Origin of the sequence: Klebsiella sp. GB_Kp056, assembly GCF_040064755.1 — a bacterium.
Taxonomy (GTDB): Bacteria; Pseudomonadota; Gammaproteobacteria; order Enterobacterales; family Enterobacteriaceae; genus Klebsiella; species Klebsiella quasipneumoniae.
This window is the reverse complement of record NZ_JBEAJA010000071.1, coordinates 98,354-104,854: the sequence shown is the minus strand read 5'-3', so window position 1 is coordinate 104,854 and position 6,501 is coordinate 98,354. Positions and strand designations below refer to the sequence as shown.

Sequence of the window (6,501 nt, the reverse complement as noted above, 5' to 3'; positions counted from 1 at the left end):
AGTCGATGACGGCAGATTTACAGTCTGCTCCCTTTGGCCGCTCGGGAACCCCACCACGGGGTAATGCTTAGTACTGGCCTGCTTCCTTCTCGGGAAGCGGGGCGCATCATACCAAATGATGCGCCCCTGTAAAGCATTCCTTTGACAAAAATAAACTGGTTGCCTGATTTTTACCCGTAACGCCGGAAAGCTAACCAATTCATTTCTCAGTCGATTAAAGAATAATCGTCCGGTTACCGTAGACGAAGACGCGCTGCGCCAGGACCTGATACAGCGCCCGGCTCAATACGTTTTTTTCGACATCGCGCCCGGCACGCATCATATCTTCTGCGGTATAAGTATGATCGACGTGAATGACGTCCTGCATAATGATGGGACCTTCGTCCAGGTTATCATTCACGTAGTGGGCGGTGGCGCCGATGATCTTCACACCGCGCTCATAGGCCTGATGATACGGACGCGCGCCGATAAACGCCGGCAGGAACGAGTGGTGAATATTAATGATCTTGTTCGGGAAACGAGCGACAAATTCCGGCGTAAGAACGCGCATATACTTGGCCAGCACCACGTAATCCGGTTCGTGGGCGGCAATCGCGTCGCCCATCTGCTTGTCGTGCTCTTCGCGGCTCAGCCCTTCATGGCTGACCAGTTCAAACGGGATGCCAAAACGTTCCACCAGCGGGCGCAGGGTGTCATGGTTGCCAATAACCGCGGCAATGTCGACATCCAGCCCGCCGTAGTTGGCTTTCATCAGCAGATCGCCGAGGCAGTGCGCCTCTTTCGTCACCAGAATCACTACCCGGCGGCGGCCTGCCGGATTGAGTTCACGAATCGAGCCTTCCGGCAGGGCGCTGTCCAGATCGGCCAGCAGAATAGCGTCGTTGAAGATGCCTTCCAGTTCGGTGCGCATAAAGAAACGACCGGTACGGTGGTCAACAAATTCGTTGTTCTGCACAATGTTAAGTTCGTGCTTATAGCAGATATTGGTGATACGCGCGATGAGGCCTTTCTGATCAGGGCAAATAGTGCGTAGTACTTTACGTTGTAATGAATGCATCGCGAGGAAAATCCTGTAGTGTTTGCAAGCGCTGCGGTAGCGTTACTGGCCGCAGCATTTTTTAAATTTTTTACCTGAACCGCAAGGGCAGGGGTCGTTACGGCCAATCAGCGGCCGTGTCCCGTCGATATAGTACCACTGTCCATTTTCTTTTAAGAATCTGGAACGTTCAATAATGGCGCCCGGGCGGTTATTGTCATTAAAGCGGGCGATAAAGCTGACAAAGCCTTCATTGGCGGCTCGTCCATCATCGCTGGCGAACAGGGTTAAACCCAGCCATTCGGTGTGGGCAAAGCCTTTCTCCAGTTCGGCGCGAAACTGCTGCGCCTGACAGGACGGATGCCAGGTTTTGATCAGATAGTCGGCATCTTTCATGACGAACGCGCTATAACGGGAGCGCATAAGCTGTGACGGGCCTGGCGCAAGCTCAGCGCCGGACAGATATCGCTGGCAACATGAGCTATACTCCAGTGCGCTGCCACAGGGGCATAATTGCGACAAAATTGCCTCCATGGAAGAAAGAGTAACGGCGCTTCTACGCCAAAGGGCTTTATGTTAACTGAGCCGTGACAATGTTGCCACGCTCAGAGTGGAAGGATAGTTATCAGTACTAATGAGAAAGCTTAAAATTGGTCTGGCGTTAGGTGCGGGCGCCGCCCGCGGATGGTCGCATATTGGCGTCATCAACGCCCTCCAGCAGGCCGGCATTGAGATTGATATCGTGGCCGGTTGCTCTATCGGTTCGCTGGTAGGGGCGGCGTATGCCTGTAACCGACTCCCGGCCCTTGAGTCCTGGGTCTGCTCTTTCAGTAACTGGGACGTTCTGAAACTGATGGACCTCTCCTGGCGCCGCGGTGGACTACTGCGGGGTGAAAAGGTGTTCAATCATTATCGCCGCATCATGCCCGTGACCGATATCGAACACTGCGAGCGGCGATTTGCCGCCGTCGCGACAAATTTAAGCACTGGCCGGGAGCTGTGGTTTACCGAAGGCGATCTGCACTTAGCGATTCGAGCCTCCTGCAGTATGCCGGGGTTAATGTCGCCGGTCAGGCATAACGGTTACTGGCTGGTCGATGGCGCGGTGGTCAATCCGGTTCCCGTATCGCTTACGCGGGCAATGGGGGCGGATATCGTGATTGCCGTGGATTTGCAACATGATGCCCACCTTATGCAGCAGGATTTATTCTCCCTCGAAACGCCGCGGCGGGAAGCCGAAGCGAAGGAGGGGCCATGGCATACTCGTCTGCGCGCACGCTTGACGCAAATGAGTTCCCGCCGTACGGCCGTGACGCCGACGGCGATGGAGATCATGACCACCTCTATCCAGGTCCTGGAGAACCGTCTTAAACGCAATCGTATGGCGGGTGACCCGCCGGATATCCTGTTGCAACCGTACTGTCCGCAAGTCTCGACGCTTGATTTCCATCGCGCCGGCGAGGCGATTACCGCAGGGCAGTTGGCGGTAGAAAAGAAAATGGATGAATTATTACCCTTAGTGCGTACCGCGATTTGACGTACGAGTACCTGACTTAAGCAAATTCTGACAGGCGATAGTGAGAATAGCGTGCCACTATTGAATTATCGTCAGCCAGGGGAGATATCATGACGCAGCCATTGGCGGGAAAACAGATTCTGATAGTTGAAGACGAACCCGTTTTCCGCTCACTCTTGCATGGATGGCTGACCTCGCTGGGAGCAACAACCTTCCAGGCGGAAGATGGCAAGGATGCCCTGCATAAAATGACGGAGGTGCATCCGGACCTGATGATTTGCGACATTTCGATGCCGAGAATGAACGGTCTGGAGCTGGTGGAGACGTTGCGTAATCGCGGCGAGCAGCTACCGATCCTGATGATTTCCGCTACCGAAAACATGGCCGATATAGCCAAAGCGTTGCGGCTTGGCGTTCAGGACGTGTTGTTAAAGCCAGTAAAAGATTTCGATCGCCTGCGCGAAACCGTTTATGCCTGCCTCTATCCTGCGATGTTCAGTTCACGGGTGGAAGAGGAAGAGCGATTATTTGAGGACTGGGACGCGCTGGTCAGTAATCCCACTGCGGCTTCACGATTACTGCAGGAATTACAGCCGCCGGTGCAACAGGAAATGTCGCACTGCCGCATTCATTATCGCCAGCTGGTGTCGGCGGATAAACCCGGTCTGGTACTCGATATCGCCCCGCTCTCGGACAATGATTTGGCCTTCTATTGTCTGGATGTCACACGGGCAGGAGATAATGGCGTCCTGGCCGCTTTATTATTGCGCGCGTTGTTCAATGGCTTGCTACAGGAGCAGCTGGCGCATCAGGGACAACGGCTACCAGAAATGGGGAGTCTGCTAAAACAGGTGAATCAGCTCCTGCGTCAGGCAAACCTTCCCGGCCAGTTTCCTTTGTTAGTGGGGTATTACCACAGCGGACTGAAAAATTTAATTCTGGTGTCGGCGGGACTTAATGGCACGCTGAATACCGGTGAGCATCAAATTCAGATTAGCAATGGCGTTCCTTTGGGCACCCTGGGTGATGCTTACCTTAATCAAATTAGTCAACGCTGTACCTCATGGCAGTGCCAAATTTGGGGGGCGGGAGGCCGTTTACGCTTAATGTTGTCTGCGGAGTGAGCAATTGCGTTTATATCTAAGCAGACGGGATTACCCGTTGTCCTTTAGCGGTGGTAACATCGAGCAGTTTTATGCGTAAAAGTCCTAATTCGAGGCTATCGGAAGCTTTTCAGACCAGTGAATACGCGGTTGACTGATATACTCGACACGTTATTTGTAACGAGAAGTTTAAAAAACAAACAGTCCAGGAGATTTCAATGGCTGCCCTTAATTCTAAAGTCAGAAAAGCGGTTATCCCGGTTGCGGGATTAGGCACCAGGATGCTGCCGGCCACCAAAGCGATTCCAAAAGAAATGCTGCCGCTGGTAGATAAGCCGTTAATTCAGTACGTTGTTAATGAATGTATCGCTGCAGGAATTACTGAAATTGTTCTGGTAACGCACTCGTCCAAAAACTCTATCGAAAACCATTTCGATACCAGTTTTGAGCTGGAAGCGATGCTGGAAAAACGTGTGAAACGCCAGCTGCTGGAAGAAGTGCAGTCTATTTGTCCGCCGCACGTAACCATTATGCAAGTTCGTCAGGGCCTGGCAAAAGGTCTGGGACACGCGGTGCTTTGCGCCCATCCGGTGGTGGGTGATGAGCCGGTCGCAGTTATTCTGCCAGACGTTATTCTGGATGAATATGAATCCGATCTGAGCCGCGATAACCTCGCGGAGATGATCTCTCGTTTCGATGAGACCGGCGCCAGCCAGATTATGGTTGAGCCTGTCGACGACGTGACCGCTTACGGTGTCGTTGACTGCAAAGGTGAATCTCTCAAGCCGGGAGAAAGCGTGCCGATGGTAGGCGTGGTCGAGAAGCCAAAAGCTGACGTTGCGCCGTCCAACCTGGCGGTGGTGGGGCGCTATGTCCTCAGCGCCGATATCTGGCCGCTGCTGGCCAAGACTCCTCCGGGTGCCGGTGATGAAATTCAGCTGACTGACGCGATTGATATGCTGATCGAAAAAGAGACGGTCGAAGCTTATCATATGAAAGGCAAGAGCCATGACTGCGGTAATAAGCTTGGCTACATGCAGGCGTTCGTCGAATATGGTATTCGCCACAAAACGCTGGGTGACGATTTTAAAGCCTGGCTGGAAACCGCGGTTGCGAAGTAATCCGCAGCGCTGCTGAAAGCACAAAACCGGGAGTCGCAATGCGCTCCCGGTTTTTTATATCGGCCCCTGGGGCAAAAAAAATCCCGCCGCAGCGGGATTTTTTATATCGTAACAACGGAGATTAGATCAGGAAATCGTCCAGTGATTTACCTTGCTCATCCATTGCTTTTTTGATCACCGCCGGGGTACGGCCCTGGCCGGTCCAGGTTTTGGTTTCGCCGTTTTCGTCGACATAGCTGTATTTAGCCGGACGTGCAGCACGCTTGGTTTTGGTACCGGCTTTTACGGCTGCCATGGTGCTCAGCAGTTCATTCGGATCAATACCGTCAGCGATCAGCATTTCACGGTATTGCTGCAGCTTACGCGTACGTTCTTCAATTTCTGCCGCGGCGGCGTTTTCTTCTTCACGGCGCTCGTTAACAACGACTTCTAATTTTTCCAGCATTTCTTCGAGCGTTTCCAGGGTGCATTCTCTTGCCTGCGCACGAAGAGTACGGATGTTGTTCAAAATTTTAAGTGCTTCGCTCATTGTAGTAATCTCAAACTTATATTGTGGGGTGGTTTGTTGAACTAATAATAGAGCGATAAAATGCGTTGTGCAATAGGGGGGAATGTAAGGAATTCAAAATTACTGGTTATTTGTCGCGAGAATTAATTAATTTAAGTTAAAATTCCCGTGCCGCTTCACATCTTTCATCCTTATAGCGATGAGCAGAAGGTAAGCTAAAACACTGAGACGGTATGCTTTTTCTGAGGTTCGGTGAGAAAAATTATCCTTTACATGGGTAAATAACCCTTGTCAGTATTAGCGCATTTTTGGTTATGAGGCTTAATATAAAACAACGCGCGGCGCCGCTTATAGCCCCATAGGTAACCGCCCTATAAGCACGAAAAGACAATGGTTACCCCGCCAGTAGCGTAACGGGGCGTACAAATAATGGCCCTGAAAATTCAATTCATCCTCTTAATCCTTTGGCTTTGCAGGCTCTTCAGCTGCGATACAATACCCCTGTCGAATGGGCGGCTGTACGCATAAAATATGGTACAATCGCCGCCGCGATAAAACACTTTGATTGGGGTCACGCAGCCGATGGCACAACTTTATTTCTACTACTCTGCAATGAATGCAGGTAAGTCGACCGCTCTGTTGCAATCTTCGTACAATTACCAGGAGCGGGGGATGCGTACCGTCGTTTATACCGCTGAGATTGATGACCGCTTTGGCGCCGGAAAAGTCAGCTCGCGTATCGGTCTCTCCTCGCCGGCCCGATTGTATAATCCACAGACGTCGCTATTTAACGATATTGCCGCAGAGCACAAGCTAAAGCCGATTCACTGCGTGCTGGTGGATGAAAGCCAGTTTCTGACGCGCGAGCAGGTTCATGAGCTGTCTGAAGTTGTCGATACGCTGGATATTCCTGTGCTTTGCTATGGCTTGCGGACAGACTTTCGCGGTGAACTCTTTACCGGCAGCCAGTATTTACTGGCCTGGTCAGATAAGCTGGTGGAGCTGAAAACCATCTGTTTCTGCGGCCGGAAGGCCAGTATGGTGCTGCGCCTCGATCAGGAGGGGCGTCCTTACAACGAGGGCGAGCAGGTCGTCATCGGCGGCAATGAGCGGTACGTGTCAGTTTGTCGTAAGCATTATAAAGAGGCGCTGAGCGTCGGCTCGTTAACTCAGGTACAAAACCAGCACCGCCCCAGCTAATACGCGCAGAAGCTCGT

8 protein-coding genes are annotated in these 6,501 nt (G+C 52.1%); 4 read left to right on the top strand and 4 right to left on the bottom strand.

The features are described 5' to 3' along the window. Positions 1-214: 214 nt before the first annotated feature. Positions 215-1,057, bottom strand: a complete 843-nt coding sequence (gene purU, locus ABLV52_RS24645) for a formyltetrahydrofolate deformylase (RefSeq protein ID WP_004203178.1) — start codon at positions 1,055-1,057, stop codon at positions 215-217. Between the two features lie 42 nt (positions 1,058-1,099). Then, positions 1,100-1,558: a YchJ family protein gene (locus ABLV52_RS24640; protein WP_032428898.1), complete on the bottom strand. Its 459-nt coding sequence runs from the start codon at positions 1,556-1,558 to the stop codon at positions 1,100-1,102. Between the two features lie 112 nt (positions 1,559-1,670). Between ABLV52_RS24640 and rssA the strand changes: the two genes are divergently transcribed. From rssA to galU, 3 genes are all read left to right on the top strand, one after another. Beyond that, positions 1,671-2,573, top strand: coding sequence for a patatin-like phospholipase RssA (rssA, locus tag ABLV52_RS24635; RefSeq protein WP_004203175.1), 903 nt, complete (start codon positions 1,671-1,673; stop codon positions 2,571-2,573). Positions 2,574-2,662: 89 nt separating this feature from the next. Beyond that, entirely contained in the window at positions 2,663-3,676 is a 1,014-nt protein-coding gene (rssB, locus tag ABLV52_RS24630; RefSeq protein WP_032453277.1) for a two-component system response regulator RssB, read from the top strand. 197 nt (positions 3,677-3,873) lie between these two features. Further along, positions 3,874-4,776 carry a UTP--glucose-1-phosphate uridylyltransferase GalU gene (gene galU, locus ABLV52_RS24625; protein ID WP_023290127.1) on the top strand — a complete coding sequence of 301 codons (903 nt, stop codon included), beginning with the start codon at positions 3,874-3,876 and terminating at the stop codon, positions 4,774-4,776. Between the two features lie 121 nt (positions 4,777-4,897). On the opposite strand, the gene hns is transcribed toward galU, so the two are convergent. Together hns and ABLV52_RS24615 are read right to left on the bottom strand one after the other, a co-directional pair. After that, on the bottom strand, positions 4,898-5,305 hold the full coding sequence (gene hns, locus ABLV52_RS24620; protein WP_002910103.1) for a histone-like nucleoid-structuring protein H-NS: 408 nt from the start codon (positions 5,303-5,305) through the stop codon (positions 4,898-4,900). Positions 5,306-5,727: 422 nt separating this feature from the next. Then, positions 5,728-5,859, bottom strand: coding sequence for a hypothetical protein (locus tag ABLV52_RS24615; protein WP_044523854.1), 132 nt, complete (start codon positions 5,857-5,859; stop codon positions 5,728-5,730). Positions 5,860-5,866: 7 nt separating this feature from the next. Between ABLV52_RS24615 and tdk the strand changes: the two genes are divergently transcribed. Further along, on the top strand, positions 5,867-6,484 hold the full coding sequence (gene tdk, locus ABLV52_RS24610) for a thymidine kinase (protein ID WP_032429180.1): 618 nt from the start codon (positions 5,867-5,869) through the stop codon (positions 6,482-6,484). The last annotated feature ends 17 nt before the right edge of the window (positions 6,485-6,501 follow it).